This is a genomic window from Bacterioplanes sanyensis (assembly GCF_002237535.1).
In the GTDB taxonomy this organism is placed as follows: Bacteria; Pseudomonadota; Gammaproteobacteria; order Pseudomonadales; family Oceanobacteraceae; genus Bacterioplanes; species Bacterioplanes sanyensis_A.
Genome location: NZ_CP022530.1, coordinates 1933678 through 1950387 on the forward strand (window position 1 = coordinate 1933678; position 16710 = coordinate 1950387).

18 protein-coding genes are annotated in these 16710 nt (G+C 54.8%); 15 read left to right on the forward strand and 3 right to left on the reverse strand.

Annotation, left to right across the window (positions count from 1 at the left end):
- From CHH28_RS09140 to CHH28_RS09210, 15 genes are all read left to right on the forward strand, one after another.
- Entirely contained in the window at window positions 1-543 is a 543-nt protein-coding gene (locus tag CHH28_RS09140) for a hypothetical protein (RefSeq protein ID WP_094060021.1), read from the forward strand.
- Window positions 544-1698 (forward strand): AAA family ATPase, encoded by a 1155-nt coding sequence (locus CHH28_RS09145; protein WP_094060022.1) that lies wholly within the window; start codon window positions 544-546, stop codon window positions 1696-1698.
- Entirely contained in the window at window positions 1698-3101 is a 1404-nt protein-coding gene (locus CHH28_RS09150; protein ID WP_094060023.1) for a CpaF family protein, read from the forward strand. Before CHH28_RS09145 ends, CHH28_RS09150 begins: the two co-directional genes overlap by 1 nt.
- Complete coding sequence (locus CHH28_RS09155) at window positions 3098-4009, forward strand: type II secretion system F family protein (protein WP_094060024.1); 912 nt, start codon at window positions 3098-3100, stop codon at window positions 4007-4009. The genes CHH28_RS09150 and CHH28_RS09155 overlap by 4 nt, the downstream gene beginning before the upstream one ends.
- The gene (locus CHH28_RS09160) at window positions 4006-4836 is read left to right on the forward strand and encodes a type II secretion system F family protein (RefSeq protein WP_094060025.1); all 831 of its coding nucleotides are present in this window, start codon (window positions 4006-4008) and stop codon (window positions 4834-4836) included. The genes CHH28_RS09155 and CHH28_RS09160 overlap by 4 nt, the downstream gene beginning before the upstream one ends.
- Entirely contained in the window at window positions 4836-5885 is a 1050-nt protein-coding gene (locus tag CHH28_RS09165; RefSeq protein WP_094060026.1) for a tetratricopeptide repeat protein, read from the forward strand. Before CHH28_RS09160 ends, CHH28_RS09165 begins: the two co-directional genes overlap by 1 nt.
- Window positions 5882-6295, forward strand: coding sequence for a TadE/TadG family type IV pilus assembly protein (locus tag CHH28_RS09170; RefSeq protein ID WP_094060027.1), 414 nt, complete (start codon window positions 5882-5884; stop codon window positions 6293-6295). The genes CHH28_RS09165 and CHH28_RS09170 overlap by 4 nt, the downstream gene beginning before the upstream one ends.
- Window positions 6292-6813, forward strand: a complete 522-nt coding sequence (locus CHH28_RS09175; RefSeq protein WP_094060028.1) for a TadE/TadG family type IV pilus assembly protein — start codon at window positions 6292-6294, stop codon at window positions 6811-6813. The genes CHH28_RS09170 and CHH28_RS09175 overlap by 4 nt, the downstream gene beginning before the upstream one ends.
- A complete protein-coding gene (locus CHH28_RS09180; RefSeq protein ID WP_094060029.1) occupies window positions 6810-8027 on the forward strand; it encodes a TadE/TadG family type IV pilus assembly protein in 1218 nt (405 codons plus the stop codon). The genes CHH28_RS09175 and CHH28_RS09180 overlap by 4 nt, the downstream gene beginning before the upstream one ends.
- A gap of 34 nt (window positions 8028-8061) precedes the next feature.
- Window positions 8062-8532 (forward strand): TlpA family protein disulfide reductase, encoded by a 471-nt coding sequence (locus CHH28_RS09185; RefSeq protein WP_199244042.1) that lies wholly within the window; start codon window positions 8062-8064, stop codon window positions 8530-8532.
- Complete coding sequence (locus CHH28_RS09190; RefSeq protein WP_094060031.1) at window positions 8529-8894, forward strand: DUF4266 domain-containing protein; 366 nt, start codon at window positions 8529-8531, stop codon at window positions 8892-8894. The genes CHH28_RS09185 and CHH28_RS09190 overlap by 4 nt, the downstream gene beginning before the upstream one ends.
- Complete coding sequence (locus CHH28_RS09195; RefSeq protein ID WP_094060032.1) at window positions 8881-10113, forward strand: DUF3570 domain-containing protein; 1233 nt, start codon at window positions 8881-8883, stop codon at window positions 10111-10113. Before CHH28_RS09190 ends, CHH28_RS09195 begins: the two co-directional genes overlap by 14 nt.
- A 154-nt stretch (window positions 10114-10267) precedes the next feature.
- The gene (locus CHH28_RS09200; RefSeq protein WP_094060033.1) at window positions 10268-10621 is read left to right on the forward strand and encodes a DUF805 domain-containing protein; all 354 of its coding nucleotides are present in this window, start codon (window positions 10268-10270) and stop codon (window positions 10619-10621) included.
- Window positions 10622-10689: 68 nt separating this feature from the next.
- On the forward strand, window positions 10690-11211 hold the full coding sequence (locus CHH28_RS09205) for a hypothetical protein (protein WP_094060034.1): 522 nt from the start codon (window positions 10690-10692) through the stop codon (window positions 11209-11211).
- A gap of 368 nt (window positions 11212-11579) precedes the next feature.
- On the forward strand, window positions 11580-13424 hold the full coding sequence (locus CHH28_RS09210; protein ID WP_094060035.1) for a DUF885 domain-containing protein: 1845 nt from the start codon (window positions 11580-11582) through the stop codon (window positions 13422-13424).
- 36 nt (window positions 13425-13460) lie between these two features.
- On the opposite strand, the gene CHH28_RS09215 is transcribed toward CHH28_RS09210, so the two are convergent.
- The 3 genes from CHH28_RS09215 to CHH28_RS09225 form a co-directional block, all read right to left on the reverse strand.
- Window positions 13461-14249, reverse strand: a complete 789-nt coding sequence (locus CHH28_RS09215) for a substrate-binding periplasmic protein (RefSeq protein WP_094060036.1) — start codon at window positions 14247-14249, stop codon at window positions 13461-13463.
- Window positions 14250-14254: 5 nt separating this feature from the next.
- Entirely contained in the window at window positions 14255-14812 is a 558-nt protein-coding gene (locus tag CHH28_RS09220) for a DJ-1 family glyoxalase III (RefSeq protein WP_094060037.1), read from the reverse strand.
- A 98-nt stretch (window positions 14813-14910) separates the two neighbouring features.
- On the reverse strand, window positions 14911-16641 hold the full coding sequence (locus tag CHH28_RS09225; protein ID WP_199244043.1) for a PKD domain-containing protein: 1731 nt from the start codon (window positions 16639-16641) through the stop codon (window positions 14911-14913).
- Window positions 16642-16710 lie beyond the last annotated feature (69 nt).

Sequence of the window (16710 nt, forward strand, 5' to 3'; positions counted from 1 at the left end):
ATGAAATCTTTGCGGTTATTTTTGCTGTTTGTGGTGGCGAGTGTTGTGGCATCAGCACCAGTGCTGTCGCAACCTCAGCTGGCGGTCAAACAACAGCGTTTTGTTATTCGTGACGATGGCGTTGCATTGCAACAGTTTTTGCTCAGCCAACCGCGGCTCAGTGATTACAGCATTGCTCTTATCAGCACTCAGCCAGCGGCGCTGGCACGAACGATAGAGCAATTGCGCGAGTGGGGTGTCAGTGATGATCGCATTCAGGTGCGCCACGATTTGCGCAAGCGGTTAAAACAAGACGAGCAGCAAGCACTGGTGGCGTTGGTCGAGTGGTTTCAGCCGCAAGGCTTGAACTGTCAGTCATCCATCGGTTGTGCCAATCGCAGTAATTTACTGCAAATGCTGGCGCAACCACGCCATCTGTATAGCGGTGATAAAAGCGCCGCTGGCGTTCACGGCCGTGAAGCCATACAAGCGCTGGAATACCAGCGCAATCATCGCGACTTGCCCGGCGATCGTCGCACCTCGCTGACCATGGAGGGACGTTAAATGCAGCAATGTCATGCGTATGTGACTGAGCCTGGCATCGCGCAGCAGCTGGAACAGCTGCTGGTAGCACTGCCGCAACTGCAATTCTCGGTTAATCAACAAGGCCTGGAGCAAGCGCGCTCACGCTACCAGCAACAGGCGTCGCCGCGATTATTGATATTGGATTTGTCGGGGTATGAATACGAGTCGGATGCGGTGGCGGCGCTGTTGGCATTGGCGGATGTTTGCGCCGCAGGCACTCGGGTTTTGGCGTTGGGAGCGCGTCAGGACGTAGCGTTTTTTAAGCGTCTGACTGCATTGGGGGTGAGTGATTATGTGCCGTTGCCAGCCACGCCAGCCGAGCTGCGCCAACATATTTTGCCGCTGCTGGCGGACGCTGGCAGCAATACGGTGGATGCGTTGCATTGCCGGCAAATGGTGGTCGCAGGACTCAGCGGCGGCGTTGGCGCCAGTACCATTGTTGCTCAACTCAGTCGTTTGCTGAGTGACCATGTCGGCATGCACCTTGGCTTGGTGGACGCCAATCCGCTGGCCGGTGGCTTGGATCTGTACGTCGGTCAAACCGCCAACGATGCGTTTGCGCGTATCTGGCTGGATGACATGGACGTGGATGAATTGTTTATTCAGCGCGCTGGCCAAAGTCTGGGGACGCGGCGCACGCTGTTTAAAACCTTGGCCCATGGGCAATGGTTAAACGCGACCCAGTTAACCCGTGTGCGTCAGCGTTTGTCGCCTTGCTTCAGTGCATTGATGTGGGACCTGCCCAGCCACCAACTGTGGCAAGCGGAGCTACAGCCTTGGTGGCAACAGGCCAATGATGTGCTGTTGGTGGCAGAAGCCAGCGTGCGCGGGGTGCGCGATATTCAGCGCAGTTTAGAGTTGGTCGCTGAGTGTCAGGGCCAAGTTCGCTGGTTAATCAATGCGGCCCACGACCGGCCGACGCTATTGCCCGAAGAAGTGCTGCAACACACCGGGCTGAGCCCGCATCAGGTCAGTTGGCTGGCCCATGATCGCAGTGTGCGCCAAGCACAGGAGCTGGGCAAACCGCTCAAGCGCGGGCGGTTTGTGCGCAGTTTGCAACCACTGCAGTTGGTATTGACCGGGCACAGTGCAAGACAGCGCAGACGTTGGTTGCCAGTTGGAGTGCGCAGCTGATGTTTGGTCGACGCGACAGTGCCGTAGGTACCGATAAAGTGGCTACCGCAGAAACGCCAGTGCCAGCCGCTACAACCAACATGGCCAATGCAACCAACATGGCCAGTACAGGCACGGCAGCGCAAAATAGCGGCAAACAGCGCCCGGCGATGTTAAGCGATGCCTTGCGTCAGGTGCGTGAAACCTTGTTGCAGCGTTTGGATGCCAGTGCCGCCTTGCAGCTCTCGCGCACCGCCTTGCGCAGTATGCTGCTGACCGAAACAACAGCACTGGCCAGTGAGTTAAAACTGCCGCTGAGCGGTCAGGATCAGCAACGCCTAACGGATATTTTGCTCGACGACATGCTGGGCTTTGGCCCACTGCAGCCATTGCTGGACGATGACGACATCAGTGACGTGTTGGTAAATGGCTGCCAGCAGGTGTATGTCGAGCGCCATGGTCAATTGCGCCTGACCGAGGTGCAGTTTTTTGATGAAACCCACGTACGCCAGGTCGCGCGCCGTATCGCGGCGGCCGTTGGTCGACGCATCGACGACAGCCAGCCGATGGTGGATGCCCGACTGGCTGACGGCAGCCGGGTGAATATTGTTATCCCGCCACTGGCGCTGGACGGCACCACCATTTCCATTCGTAAGTTCAATCCACATGGCTTTGATCTGGCGCGTTTGGTCAGTTTGGGTGCGATGACGGCTGACATGGCAGAGGTATTGCGCATTGCCACTCGCAGCCGTGCCAACATTTTGATCTCTGGTGGTACCGGTGCGGGCAAAACCTCGTTGCTGAATGCGTTGTCGCTCAATATCGATGACGGCGAGCGCATTGTCACCATTGAAGACGCCGCCGAGCTGGCGCTGCAGCAGCCGCATGTGGTGCGGCTGGAAACACGCCCGGCCAGTGCTGAAGGAACGTCGGGCATCGGCCAGCAAGAGCTGCTGGTAAACGCCTTACGCATGCGACCGGATCGCATTGTGCTGGGCGAAGTGCGCTCGGTAGAAGCGTTCGACATGATGCAGGCGATGAATACAGGTCATGACGGTTCCATGTCGACCCTGCATGCCAATAGCCCCAGTGATGCCCTAACGCGGCTGGAAAATCTATTGCTGATGTCGCAAAGCAATATTCCGCTGTCTGCCATTCGTCGTCAGATGAGCAGTGCCTTGGATCTGATCGTTCAGGTTAACCGTGGTCGCGATGGACGCCGCCGGGTCACCTGCATCAGTGAAGTGTGCGGCATCGAAGCGGACAGAATTCAACTGCAGGAATTGTTCAGTTATCAGCTGCTCGATGACAGTGACCAAGGGCGCTTTGTCGCCCATGCGATTCGTCCACAGTTATTGCAGCGCGCTCAGGCCTGGGGCCTGTCTCAGGCATTGCTGAGCTGCACTTCCGGGGCGATGACATGAATCTGGTGTTGTTGGCCTTGGGGGTGGGTCTGTTGCTGCTGGCAGCAGGTTTGGAGTGGCGCCGAGCGCCCTGGCGCCAGCGCCTGAGCCGCTTAAATGCCACGGCGCGCCTAGACCCCAGCCATCTGTTTCAACACCAAGGCCAGTGGCAACACTGGCTGCAAGCAAGAGGGCTTTGGCCAACGGCGTTTGTTTGGCAACACCAGCGCACTGTGTTGGTTATTAGCCAGTTGTCGCTGGCCGCATTGATGCTGCTGGTGAACATGCTGTGGCCTTCATTAACCACCATTTACCTGCTGCTCAGCTGGCTGTGTGCGGCGGTGATTTTGCTGGTGGCCCAGCTGCTGTGGAGCCATCGACAGTGGTTGCAGCAATGTGAGCAGCAATTGCCACAAGCGCTGGAGCAACTGTCGCGTGCCACTGCCGCGGGTCTGGGGTTGCAGCAGGCGCTTAGCCAAATTGGTGAAGAATTGCCCGCGCCATTGGCAGACGAGTTTGGCTGGCTACTGCAGCGCTTGCGCATTGGTGATCCCATCGAGCAGGTGTTAGAGCAAGCAGGCGAGCGCTTACCGCTGCGCAGCTACCGTTTTTTCTGCTTGGCGCTGCTGCTGAATATCGAAACAGGTGGCCGCTTAAGTCAGGTGTTGGCCAGTCAAAGTCAGCAGTTAAAAGCCAGGCAGCGTGCCCAGCAAAAGCTGCAAACTCTCACCAGTGAGCCGCGCATGGCCGCCAATGTGGTGGCATTGATTCCGCTGTTGATGTTTGTCGCCCTATTTTGGCTAAGCCCGAGTCACGTGGCGTTTTTACTGCACGATAGCAGCGGCCAGAGCATGCTCGGCTATGCCGTGGCCAGTGTGTTGCTGGGGCTGGCAGTGATTCGGCTGTTGCTGCTGAGGGCTGCGCGATGAGTTGGAGCACGGCTTTATTTGCTGTCGCTGTGGTGCTGTTCGGTTGGGCTGGCTGGCGCCAGCAGCGTCGCCAGCGCTGGTTGCGGCGGTTACAGCCATGGCAACCAGACGCTGCCGCTGCGCCTTGGTGGCAGTGGCCATTGCCCGCTGCGATGCAGCAGCACGCGCAGGTCGCGGCGTTGTCGCAACCTTGGTTGGGCACTGTGTTTTGGAGCAGTAAGGCGTTGCTGTTGTTATTTGCGTTGTTGCTGCTATGGCCATCATCGCTGCAGCCGACGAACCTGCTGCTGGCGGTGGCTGCGGCGCTGCTGCTGCAAATGTTGCCGGACATGTGGCTGCGACGCCAAGCACACACCACCTTGCGTGACAGCCGCGCGCAGTTACCTGAGTTATTGGAGCTGTTGTCTTTGTGCTTAGAGGCTGGGCTGACATTGGATCGTGCGCTCCCCCGTTTGAGTACGGAAATAACGACGCTGCAACCAGCATTAGCACGTCATCTGCAGCGCTTAGACGATGATTTGCGCGTGGTCAGTGAGCGCCGTCAGGCGTTTGCTCGGTTGGCCGAACGCATTCCGTTACAGGATTTTCGCCAGCTCAGCTGGCTGATCACACAGGCCGATGAATACGGCACACCATTGGCGGCAGGCTTGCGCGACCTAGGCCAGCACAGCCGCACCTTGCACATGTTAGAGGTGGAAGAGCACATGGCTCGTGTACCCGGGCATATGGCGCTGCCGTTGATGTTATTCATCATTATGCCACTGGTGGTGCTGCTGGCTGGGCCGGCATTGCTATTGCTGCTGCGACAGTTAGGAGGGCAGGGCTGATGTTGCAGACGCTGGGTGTACAAAGTGTGAGTGTGCAGTGGGCTCGATCACAGCAAGGACACAGGGGTTTTCAACGCACAGTCGTGCGTGGGCCGAGGTTATTGATGGCCTTTATGTTGGCTTTAACCTTGGTACTAACATTAGTCGGTTGCGCTAGCCACGGCGATCTGTCTGCGCCAGCTGCTGCGCTGGATGATCAGCGTCTGCTGCGCTTAGCACAACGCGCGGAGCAGCAGGGCAATGCCAGCTTGGCGATCAGCCTTTACCGCCAGTCATTGAGCGCCCACGAAGATACGGCCAGCCGTCAGGCACTGTTTTGGTTGTACCGCCGCACGGCACAGTGGCAGCTGGCCAATGAGCTGCTATCGCCAGTGCCATCGCCAGTATATATGTCCTCCACGCCAACCAATGCCGAACGGCAGCGTTCGACAGCTCGCTGGCCGCGCCATGGCTGGGCCTGTGCTCGTGCGGCGCAGTTGATGGATGAGCAGCAATGGTCAGCCGCCCAGCACCAGCTGGAGGGGATTTCCGTCGATGCTCGCTGGCCTCAGTGCGCCGCCATGCAGGCACGACTGGCGTTGCAGCAGCGCCAGTACCCATTGGCAAAATCTCTGTTTGAACGGTTGCGGCAGTGGCAGCCACAGCGCTGGCAGCACAGCTACAACCTGGCGCTGTTGGCCTTGCTGCAGCAGCAACCCGCACAAGCGTTGCAGCAGTTGCATGGCATTTGTATTAGCCCGGATGACTGTCCGGCGGCGGCGCGCGAGTTAACCACGCTGTCGTTGGTGCTGGCGCAGCGTCATAACGATGCCGCTCAATGGCTAAGCCGCTCTGCTTTAAGCCGTGATGAATGGCAAGCTCAGCTGACCTATTACCAATCCCTGTCACCCACCTCACCCACCTCAGCCACCCGGCTGGTGCACACCAGCCATGACGGCGCCAGCGCTAGCGACAGTACCGATGACATTGGAAGTGGCTACAGCACACAGGTTACCAGTGCTGGAGGCGGCAATGCTGGCACGGGACAAGCCAAGAGAGTATCGCCATGAAAGCTCAGCGCGGAAGCGGGGCCATTGGCTTTATGATGTTATTGCCGGTGCTAATGGTGGTGATACTGACCTCGCTGGAGGTCGGGCGAGTGCTGCTAATTCGAGCTTTATTGATCGAAGGCGTGGCCGACAGTAGCCGCATGCTGCAGCTGAGTGAGCCGTTGGCCACATCGGCGGAGTTGCAACAGCGTTGGCAGCAATGGGCGCAAGACATGCCACTGCTCAGCGCGGTGCAGCTGCAACAGCTGGATTACCAGGCCTACGCCAGCGCAGGCCATGTGCGTGAGCAAAACGAGGGTGATGACCCACATACACTGGCGCTTCGCTGGCGTTTCGACATCGAACTGCTTAGCCGCCAGAGCATTGCGCTGCAGTTGCAGCGTCACGTGATCTGGGAGCGCCGTCCATGATCTGTCAGCGTTCCCAGCAACGAGGCGTGGCGGAAATAGAGCTGGCCATTTTGCTGCCATTTGCCTTATTGCTGTGGTGGTTGCTCAGCGACTTGTCGGTCTGGGTACAACAGCAGCAGCGTTTGCAGCAACTCAGTCACGACTGGGCCATGTTGCTGGCGGCAGAGTCGCACGATTCCGAGAGCGATACAGCCGGGGCAGAGATGGGCGACTGGCAACGCTGGTTGCAACAACAATGGCCTGACAACGACGAAGACGACGGCGATCAGTCTCTGGCTTACAGCGTGCTGCAGCTATCGCTGGCGCAGCGTCACAGCTGGCAGTCTGCCGATTGCCCGGCCAACCGTGAACAGCAGCAGGCTGAGCGCTTATTGCAACTAACTCAAGGTGATGAACAGCCGACCACTTTGTGGGTCGTGACTGTATGCGCGCCATTGCCTGGCTATTTAATCTCGCGCTTTATTCCGGCGCGCGAACTAACCGGCCTGCGCGCCAGCAGTATGACGGTGGCGCGATGAAGGCGCAGCGCGGCCAGGCGGCCATCATGTTGTGTTTATGCACCGCCTTGGTGTGCACCTTGGGGCTGGGTGCGGCGGACGTCAGCCAATGGCTGCAGCAACGCCAAAAGTTGGCAGAACTGACCCGCCAAGGCAGCCTACTGCTGGCACAGCGTGTACAGCGCAGTGGTGAATTATTGCAGGGGCAGGCGACGCTCGAGCACTTGGCGGAATTTTATTTTCCGCAATCGCTGCAACGACCGCACATGCGCTTCGAGGTACACGAGGGGTTTGTTGATGTGAGCGCAGAGCTCACCGTCGATGCGTTATTTCTGGATGATTTAATCCGCCGTTGGCAGCCCTTTGTTATGTCTTACCGTGCTCAGGCGGAATATCAGCACCAAGGCGGGAATATGGACATCTCTTTTGTTGTTGATGTGTCGAGTTCTATGGGGAATTCCCTGGCCGGAGGCGGTCGCGACAGCAGCTTGGCCCAGCTGCAAAACACGGTGTTGAGCTTATTGGAAACCCTGCCTGCCAGTGCTGCTGTGGGCATGGTTCCCTATCACGAAGGTGTGTCGATTAACGGCGCATTGTGGTTGCCACAATCTTATACCCAGTCGCTGTGTATTGATGCATTTTCCGGTTTGGATGCGGTGCTCAACGCGGCGGATATTGTCGCGCAAACATTTTACAACGATCGTTTATTAACCGTACCCACCACTCCTCAGCGTGGCGGTGAATTTCTATCTCCTAACTGTCCGCAAGCGGCGATTTTTCCACCGACATTGGATCGCTTATTAATTGAACAAAATATTCGTCAATTACCGGATGCCGATGGCAGCAGTACACGCAGTGCTACTGGCATGATTTGGGGAATTCGTACCTTGCTGGCGAACTGGAGTGGTCGTTGGACGTTGGAGGGGTTACCTCGCCCTGACAGCGCCAAAACGCTGGTATTGCTCACTGATGGCAGCGACACCCAAGGCAGTGAAATGTCGGCCTTGGTCGATGCCGGGCTGTGCGATCGGGCGCGAGACGCTGGCATTAACTTATGGTTTGTCGGTTTTGATATTGCCGACAGCGTATTGGCCGATGATCACTATTTTCGTCGTTGCTTTGCCGAGCAAATGCGCACCGCCAGTAATGTTGACGATTTAAACCAGATTTTTAACGACATTATTGCCGAGTCCGGCCAAAGGCGGGTGCGCTTAATGACGGTCGGATTGATTTAACTTATGGATTTATTTTTAAAAATTAGGAGAGATGATGAAACATTGGTTATTCACCTTGTTGCTATCGGTTTTGGTGTCGACCCAGGCGAGTGCGTTGGAAGTGGGGGAAGCACTGCCACAAGACTTGCACCAAGAGCTGTTTGGTGACGCGGATGTGGTGTACGTGGTGGATTTTTTTGCTCAATGGTGTGTGTCGTGTCGCATTGAGCTGCCAGAAATAAATCAGCTGTTTAACCAATTAAAAGACAACTCGCAAGTACGCTTTGTCGGTGTCGATGTGGATGAAGATGTGGCGGTTGCAGAGGCCTTTCAGCGCTCGCTGGGGTTGGAGTTTCCCATTGTTAACGACACACAGGGGCGGGTGATAGGGGCCTTCGCACCACTGGGCATGCCGGCGTTGTATTACGTGGTCAATGGCCAGATAAAAGGGCGCCGCCTCGGCGCCATACCTCATATCGATGACGTGATTCGAAGCGATATTCAACAGCTGGGTGTGAGTTTATGAATGCGGGTGTCTGGCTCATGTTATTGCTGTTGCTGAGCACCTCAGCCGTTGCCGATATTCGTGTGGTGTATGTTGCGCCCAGCGATAGCCCCCGCCTTACTGCGCCAACCCTTCCGCCACTGGCAAGTATGTCGTTACTGGAAAATGCGCAACTTCCTGCTCCCTCTGGCTGGTCAAGTTATGAGTCTTGGCTCGGTATTGAGCCGGTAAAACCTTGGCAAAAAGCCATTCTGGCGGAGCCGGAAATGAAACCAGCGGGCAGGTTGCCTGCGGTGGCAAAATTTAATCAAAAAGTGTTTGCGTCGAAAGAAAATACCCGGGGTGGTACTGGCATTGGCGGGGGTGGCTGTGGCTGCAATTAGTCTGTCGGTGCGCACGGCTACCGCTTGGGTGCTTTTGTTCAGTATGCTGCTACACACCGTGTGTATTGCCGCGGGTGAGTGGTCATATCATGCGTTGTATTACGTGGAGAGTGACGACCGAGTCACGGTGGAAGATCACGTGGCAGCGTTCAAACATTCCTTTGGTGTGGACTACGATTTCAGTATGGACGTCGGTTACGACGCCATTTCCGGCGCCTCGCCAACATTGAGGTCAAATACCGCAGTACTGACGCAGCAGGATGCGCAAGCGCGTCAGCAACAAGTGGCGCTGGCCGATGAAAAAAGTGACAAGCTGATATTGGGGTTTGATCCAAACGCTGACTATCGCCGCCAGAATGTTGAATTAGAGGATATTCGCCGTTCGGTAAATGCTTCCTTGTTAATGCGCGATGCGCTGCGCAATGAACTGACGGTCGGTGCAAGTTTTTCAAAGGAAGAGGATTACACCAGTTCCAGCGCCAGTGTCTCGCAGTTATGGTGGGCTGATCGGCGGAAAAATCGCTCTTACTCGGTTGGTGCGTCGGTGATTTATAACGAGTCGTATGTTTTTACCGACGGCTATGCCGACCAGTACATTGACGATAATCTGATGTGGGATGCCGAAGTCAGCGTCAGCCAGGTGCTGTCCGATAAAGCACATCTGTCTTTGTCGGCTTACATCAACCACGATCGCGGATATTTGAGCAATCATTACCAAACCATTGTGCGCGGCATCGACCTGAACAACGACCAACGCATTGATCGCAGCGAATGGCTGCTGGCGGCAGAAGAGCGGCCAGATCAGCGCACCGGTGGCGGAGTGGGCGCACTGCATGTGTGGCAATGGAATAGCGGTATTACCAGTCAATTGAACTATCGCTACTTCGACGACGATTGGGGCATCGCCAGTCATACCCTGAACTGGGCATTGGATATTCCGGTAAGCGATCAACTGACGGTATTGCCCGTTATGCGCGTGTATCAGCAGCAAGCGGCCTTCTTCTATAAAGATGCCGATGGCAGCGACATCGTCTTTGATGGACGTGAATACGGCAGCAGTGATCAGCGCTTGGGCGAATACACCGCTTGGCACGCTCAACTCGGGGCGCAGTGGCGACCCTGGCCGCAATGGCGTCTGGATGCCAGCGCGGCGTTTTACCAGCAAAGTAGTGATTTTGATGCCTATTGGTTGATGCTGGGCGGCAGCTATCAATATTGATAATGGGCACGATTGTGATGGCGTCAACAATGCGATGATTTTTTGCGCCACAGTGGTTGATCTTGGCGCAAGAAACACTTACTTTTCCTGACACCGGCGCAAGGACGCTACGCTCTGGCGCCATTCCTCGCCTCTTGTTATATGGAGATAAGCCATGAACTGGTATATCAATGCTCTAAAAAACTATTTTAACTTCTCTGATCGTGCTCGCCGCAAAGAGTATTGGATGTTTGTATTGTTCTACATCATTTTCTATGCAATCAGTGCGGCGATAGATTTTGCGGTGGGCGCTTCTGGCATCATCCTGATGGTATACGCGCTGGCGATGCTGATCCCGTCGATTTCAGTTGGTGTTCGTCGTTTACACGATACCAACCGCAGTGGTTGGTGGATGCTTATCTCGCTGGTGCCATTGGTTGGCGCGATTATTTTACTGGTATTCCTAGTGCAAGATAGTCGTGATGAAGACAACCGCTATGGTGATTCACCGAAGCTGGCAGCGGCGTAATCCAACTCAGACGAGTTGTAGAGAAAAGGCGGCCAATCGGCCGCTTTTTTTATCATCAAGGATGCACCATGACTGATTCTCAAATCGTTTATAAACGCAACTCTGTATGGTGGATAGCTACGTGTTATTTGCTTGGCACGCTGTTTTTATTGTTGGCAGCGGTGGGCGGCATAGTGAACGCCGGTATTGGTGGTGTGAAAACGCTGATAGAAATGTCTGGCGAGCAAGAAGCCCAGCGTTATTTAGCTGGCACCGTGAGTGATCAAGTGCAGGTGAGCGGTTTTCGTGTCAATACTGGGCAATCGGTACCAATATTATCCGCCGCCATCGACAATAATAGCCCTTACACCATCAGTAAGATTCACCTCGAGGTCTCCTTGGTGGACGATGCCGGCATTGCTATTGCCAGCGAAACCAAGTGGTTATCCGATTTGGGCAGTATATTTCCCGGTGACCGCGGGCAAGTGCAGTTTCCGTTATCTGAACAAATGGCTGGCAAATTAGGGGAATATCAGCTGCGGATTGCTTCGTTCTCCATACTCGATAATGCCAGTTTGCAAGCAATGTGCGAGCAAGTCCCTGATTCCTAATCCGTTGCGGAAGCGCTACGACATCAAGATGCATTTGGTAGCACCAAGGTGGTTGGCACTGTGCCTTAGTTGGCTTTGCACGGGCTGCTAATTGGCTTTGGCGTATAGCATGATGCTTGCTCGTGGGAGCGGGCAGCTGCCCTCTGTATTCAGTCAGGAGTCATGTGCTTGTCATCGTCGCCTCACTTCTGCCTGTCCTACCGCACGTTCGCTATCGAACCCAGACTACTTTCTAGCTTTTGACCATTTTGTCATCAGATGTTCTGCCTGGGTGAAAGATGCCGCCTAAGTGGAACGTTGGGCCCTTGTCGCCGTGCAAAACTCAACCGTATGATGGCGGCGTGTTGAAATCTAAGGAAAGCATCGCGATGAAGCGTTTACTGAAATGGACGGGCGCTGTCAGCTTGTCTGCCGTGGTATTGGCCAGTGGGTTTGCCGCCCACGAGTGGTATGCCGAAAAGCCGGTTTATTTGAACAACTTTCTAAACCGTGAACTGTTAAAAGAGGCGTTAACTGAACCACAGAATCTGACGTCGTTAGGCTTTTTGGAAACCGTCGGCATAGATGGCCACAATGCAAAACTGAACGATTTAAGCCCTGAGCGTCGCGACGAGCAACATCAACGCATGATTGCCGGACGTGAAGTATTGTTGCAATACGACGATGCCGCACTGACCGAGCAGGAACGTTTGTCCAAAGCCATTGCCCTGTATCTGCTGGACCAGCAAATAGACGGCTATCGTTTTCGCTTTCACGACTATCCGGTCAACCAATTGTTTGGAGTTCAGAACTGGTTTCCAAGCTTTATGGACTCACAACATCAAGTTACTGATTTGACGTCGGTGGAACATTACTTAGCTCGGCTAGGTGCGGTGGAGCTGCAGTTTCAACAGCTATTAAAAGGCTTGCAGCAACGTGAGCAGCGCGGCGTGTTGCCACCACGTTTTGTGGTGGATCGCGTACTCGATGAAATGAGCGGGTTTGTGAACACACCCGCCAAAGATAATATTCTCTACACCTCGTTGGCCAAGCGGTTGGCGGAATCTGAGGTGGCCACGAGTCAGCACGAAGAGTTATTGGCCGCCACTGAGGTGGCGATACAGTCGCAAGTGTATCCAGCCTATCAGGGATTAATCGACTATTTCACTGCCGTCCGTCCTAATACCAGCAGCGATGACGGTGTCTGGAAGCTTCCCGATGGCGACGACTATTACCGCTATCAATTACGTCGTCAAACGACCACCGAATTAAGCCCGGAGGCCATTCATGCCATGGGACTGTCTGAAGTTGCGCGCATTCAGCGCCAGATACTGGATATTTTGCAGCAGCAAGGTGTGAGTGATAGTGACGATTTTGTCATCGCCATCGATGCTCTGGCCCAGCGTTCAGATCAATATTATCCAGATACGGCGCAAGGACGTGAGCAAATTCTGCAAGATTATCGCGATATTATTACGGAGATCGAAGATAACTTAGCCGGTGTTTTTGGTCGCACGCCACAGGCGGGTGTGGAAGTTCGGCGCATCCCTGAGTTTAAAGAAAAAACCGCTCCCGGCGCGTACTACATGCACCCATCCATTGACGGTAGCCGTCCCGGACGTTTTTTTGCCAATTTGTACGATATTAAAGCCACACCTAAGTACGGTATGCGCACGTTGGCGTACCATGAGGCTGTACCGGGACACCACTTTCAGATTGCGTTAGCGATGGAAGCTGAGGGTATTCCTTTTTTGCGCAAAGCATCGCCATTCACCGCCTTTACCGAGGGCTGGGCTCTGTACGCTGAGTACCTTGCTTGGGAAATGGGCATGCAAGACCAACCGTTTGACAATGTAGGGCGTTTGCAGGCGGAGCTGTTCCGTGCGGTCAGATTGGTGGTGGATACCGGTTTGCATGCCAAGCGCTGGACGCGAGAACAAGCCATCGATTATATGGCCGCCAATACTGGAATTGCGATGTCAGACGTGGTGTCCGAAATCGAACGCTATATTGTCAATCCTGGGCAAGCAACGGCGTACAAAGTCGGTATGATGAAAATATTGGAACTGCGTGAAAAAGCCAAACAGCAGTTGGGTGAGCAGTTTAACCTGGCGGATTTTCATGACGAAATGCTGCGCAATGGCGCTATGCCGATGGCGTTGCTAGAAGGCAGTGTCGAGCGCTACATCGCCGCGCGTGCATCGACGGGGTTACCCATCGCCAGTGGTGAATAGTGTTATTTACCAATTGTTAAGTACCAGCGGCGGTCTTCATTGACCGCTGTTGGGTTTTAAATCGTAGCGGCCGGCGTTGAAATTATTGTAATAGTTTTGATAACGGCCACTGTCGCGAAATTTCTGTAATCCCTGATTAAAGTCCTTACGCAGCTGCTGGCTTTTTGCTTCGCCGCGAGGAAACAGTACAAAACTGTTATTTTGCAAAATCGGCTTGCTGTGATGACGGATCTCGTCATACACATGAGGCAGTTGGCGTAAATTGAAATAACCAACGCTCATTTCCTCAGGGAAGGCATCAATATAACCCGCTGCCAGTCGATTGAAATTCTGTAACGTTGTGGATACCCGTTGCAATGTGATGGTGCCATCCTGAATGGCTTGATCCATTGCTTCGCCATAGCTGTAGGATATGCCACCGCCCAGGGTTAAGTCGGATAAGTCGCTGTAGTTTTGCCAATCAAAGGGCTCACTGCTGCGATGAAAAAACACAAAGGTTTCGCTGAGCACCGGATCGCTGTACCAGAAGTCCAGGCGTCGCTCTTCTTTATCCATCCACACGGCGGTGGCATCGTGCTGCCCGGCGGCGGCTTCGCGATAAGCGCGCTCCCAGGGCATAAACTGAATGCTGACTTGATATCCTTGCGACTCAAACACATCACGAATTAGGTGCGCCACGTAGCCGTCGTGCTGTTGCTCCTGGCTTAAAAACGGAGGCCAAGAACCGACGGCAATGCTGACCTGCTTATCTTCGCTGTGGGCTGTCAGTGCCAGCAGGGTCAGTAAGGTGGCAAAGATGCGTTGAATTCGTGTTTGAGTCGTCATAATGGTTACGCCAGTAAAAGGTCTTTGGCAATGGCCCGAGCAGCCTCGTCGCCGGCAACGGCGGCGACCACTCTGAGCGCAAACACCATCGCCGTGGCAGGCCCGCGGCTGGTAATGAAATGGCCATCAACGATGATGGGTTCGGTCACGCACATGGTGGCTGATTCCAGCAGGGCTTCTTCAAACCCGGGGTAGCAGGTTGCTCGCCGGCCAGACAGCAACTGTTGCCCTGCCAATACCACGGCGGGTGCTGCGCAGATGGCGGCAATCCATTTTTGCTGACGGTGTTGCTCCGCCAGCACCGAGCTGACGGCCGGGCTGTCGGCCAAGTTTTGCGCTCCAGGCATACCGCCTGGCAAGATGACGGCATCCCATGTCTGATTGACGCAGTCTGCGGCTAAACAATCTGCCGTCAGTGTGACGCCATGTGCTGCCTTCACCTGAAGTTCGTCGCCGACGGCGGCAATGGTGGTGTCGATGCCGGCGCGGCGGCAAACGTCGATGCAAGTTAACGCTTCGATTTCTTCTGTCCCATGGGCAATAAATACCACTACGTTGGCCACGGAATTCTCCCAATGTGCTGATGTGTGCTTATTACTCTAGCACCGGCATGTGGGATAGGAAACGCACCGGCGGCTAGCCGCCGGTGGTTGGGTAGGTGTTACTGATGGGTCATCAGTAAGCTGACGCCAGAGAAACTGCGAAATGCGCGAATACCAACGTAGTAGTACTCGGCCGTGGGGCTGGCAACGTCACACGCCTCGTTGTTGCCACTGGAATAAGGGCGGCAATCATAGTTATCGCGATCCGGCTGTTGTGCGGCGCGTAAGTAAAGGTCGGCATCGCCATAGCCACCGGACATGCGCACGCTTAAATTGCTTGCCGCGGCCGGTAACTTGACCTTGTACATCAGCCATTCCCCGCGCTGTAGCGCCAGGTCAGAGACGGTTTCACCTGGGTTTAGCAACGGAATGCCATCATCTTCTTGCACTGTGATGCGTTGCTGGCTGGTATCAGTCAGGCCGTCATTGTCGGTCACCGTCAGGCTAACGTCGTAATCGCCTGCCATAGCGTAGGTATGCCTTGGGTTGGCATCGGTGGCAGTGTTGCCATCGCCAAAGTCCCAAGCGTAGCTTTCTATGGTGCCATCGCGGTCGCTGCTTTGGTTGTTAAAGACGGCGGTGAGCTTTTCTGTGGCGACACTGAAGTTGGCGATCGGCGCTTGCTGGCCGCCGTCACCGCCATCGTTGTCTGGAATGCCATCAAAAAAGGTACTGATTTTTGGCCAGATACGGTCGATCAGTACACCTTGATTGGGGCAGCCGCCAAAGTGGTGCAGGGCAATGACTTTATTGCTGGAGTCTGCCAACACTGGCGAACCTGAGCTGCCACCAATGGTGTCGCATAAATACCCGGTGTCGGTATTGCTGCCACGGCCTCCCGTAACAGCAACATCAATTTCACATTGTCCGGAGCTATTTTTGTCTGACTCAATCGACAATTCTTTAGGATTGCCAGCACCGTGCTGCGGAATAAAAATGCCTTCTCCTAACACCGGCTCACGCACATCCAAGCCGTAATGACCAAAGGATTGAATTTGCTCAAAGTTGTTAACAGTGAATAGGGTGAAGTCGAGTTCATAGTCGGTCGCCAGCAGCTGTGCGCCGGTGACCTTGGTGACGGTGGCCAAGCTATTGCCATTGCAATCCGTGTGCTGATAATTAAACCAGACTTCGGCGTTAGCCACGTCGTTGGCACTGGAAATACAGTGGTTATTGGTCATCACGCGGTTGCCTTCACCGACGCGCCAAGCGGTACAAACACCGCCACCAAATAATAGCTTCGCGGTTGGACGTGAGCGCTCAAATTCTGTCGGGTGGCTGTTGGCCCAGCACATGACGTCACGACGCTCCATGATTCCGCAGGTGGACATGATGGACATGTCCGGGCCGCTGCTCAGTTCCAACTCAGAAAAACCCTGCTGTAAATGACCGATGCTGACGCTTGCACTGTCATTGCCCGTGGGGGTGCCTTCGACACGAATATGAACGCGATCTGCACTGACCGACATGGCAGCAAAGCCGCCACTACTTGCATGGGTGGCCTTTTGCATGGATGACGGTTGGTGACCGGCGTAACGGTACTGTTCACTACCGTCGCTGTTACTGACCACCAGGGTCATGCCTGCGGGCAGTTGAAACTGGTCAAAGTGTACTTTGATAAAGCTGGCACCGGCACGATCAATGGTGAGGGTATGAGAGCCAGAATTATTCCAGCCACTTTCCCATTGGTAATCTGCACTAAACTCGTGCTCTTGCGCCACTTTCACCCATTGCGGGTGAAGTGCTTCTGTTGCGTGTACGGTGCTGACACCGCTGAGACCCAAAGCCATAACTGCTGCGCTTATCCAGGTTGTTCTTTTCATCATTATTCCCTGTACGGTTAAAAACCCCACTTCGAT

Bases quoted from the DNA above. Each gene is read 5' to 3' on its own strand.
- CHH28_RS09140 (WP_094060021.1), top strand. From the start codon at position 1: ATGAAATCTTTGCGGTTATTTTTGCTGTTTGTGGTGGCGAGTGTTGTG.
- CHH28_RS09145 (WP_094060022.1), top strand. From the start codon at position 544: ATGCAGCAATGTCATGCGTATGTGACTGAGCCTGGCATCGCGCAGCAG.
- CHH28_RS09150 (WP_094060023.1), top strand. From the start codon at position 1,698: ATGTTTGGTCGACGCGACAGTGCCGTAGGTACCGATAAAGTGGCTACC.
- CHH28_RS09155 (WP_094060024.1), top strand. From the start codon at position 3,098: ATGAATCTGGTGTTGTTGGCCTTGGGGGTGGGTCTGTTGCTGCTGGCA.
- CHH28_RS09160 (WP_094060025.1), top strand. From the start codon at position 4,006: ATGAGTTGGAGCACGGCTTTATTTGCTGTCGCTGTGGTGCTGTTCGGT.
- CHH28_RS09165 (WP_094060026.1), top strand. From the start codon at position 4,836: ATGTTGCAGACGCTGGGTGTACAAAGTGTGAGTGTGCAGTGGGCTCGA.
- CHH28_RS09170 (WP_094060027.1), top strand. From the start codon at position 5,882: ATGAAAGCTCAGCGCGGAAGCGGGGCCATTGGCTTTATGATGTTATTG.
- CHH28_RS09175 (WP_094060028.1), top strand. From the start codon at position 6,292: ATGATCTGTCAGCGTTCCCAGCAACGAGGCGTGGCGGAAATAGAGCTG.
- CHH28_RS09180 (WP_094060029.1), top strand. From the start codon at position 6,810: ATGAAGGCGCAGCGCGGCCAGGCGGCCATCATGTTGTGTTTATGCACC.
- CHH28_RS09185 (WP_199244042.1), top strand. From the start codon at position 8,062: ATGAAACATTGGTTATTCACCTTGTTGCTATCGGTTTTGGTGTCGACC.
- CHH28_RS09190 (WP_094060031.1), top strand. From the start codon at position 8,529: ATGAATGCGGGTGTCTGGCTCATGTTATTGCTGTTGCTGAGCACCTCA.
- CHH28_RS09200 (WP_094060033.1), top strand. From the start codon at position 10,268: ATGAACTGGTATATCAATGCTCTAAAAAACTATTTTAACTTCTCTGAT.
- CHH28_RS09205 (WP_094060034.1), top strand. From the start codon at position 10,690: ATGACTGATTCTCAAATCGTTTATAAACGCAACTCTGTATGGTGGATA.
- CHH28_RS09210 (WP_094060035.1), top strand. From the start codon at position 11,580: ATGAAGCGTTTACTGAAATGGACGGGCGCTGTCAGCTTGTCTGCCGTG.
- CHH28_RS09215 (WP_094060036.1), bottom strand. From the start codon at position 14,249: ATGACGACTCAAACACGAATTCAACGCATCTTTGCCACCTTACTGACC.
- CHH28_RS09225 (WP_199244043.1), bottom strand. From the start codon at position 16,641: ATGGCTTTGGGTCTCAGCGGTGTCAGCACCGTACACGCAACAGAAGCA.